1 protein-coding gene is annotated in these 384 nt (G+C 46.6%); it reads right to left on the reverse strand.

From position 1 onward, the window contains the following. The coding region (locus tag ESU54_RS17710) for a DUF7507 domain-containing protein (protein ID WP_146848201.1) at positions 1-384 on the reverse strand (384 nt) is incomplete at both ends.

The raw sequence follows: 384 nt of genomic DNA on the forward strand, positions 1-384 counted from the left end.
CCTGTAATAATGGATCGGTAACGGTTATGTTTGATAGGCTCACGTTGCCTGCGTTGGTAACTGTGAACGTATAGGTAATCGTATCGATTCCCGCATCGGCACACTGGTTGCCGTCAACATCGTTGAATACGCCAGTTTTTACAATTGCGATGTCAGCGTTCTGACAGAGTTCGATTACCGTAGCATCGTCATTGTCAACCTGAGTTCCTGAAAGATCATCAACATCATCTCCTACCGGTGGGGTTCCAACAGCGGTAGCTTGGTTGGTCACACTGCCGGTATCGATATCATCCTGTGTGATGGTATAGGATGTAGCTGTGTAGATCCATGTTTCTGTTACATCCAGTTTACCGTCGCCATCTGTATCACCACTTTGGTAAACGA

The sequence above is a fragment of the Aequorivita antarctica genome (assembly GCF_007997155.1).
GTDB lineage: Bacteria > Bacteroidota > Bacteroidia > Flavobacteriales > Flavobacteriaceae > Aequorivita > Aequorivita antarctica.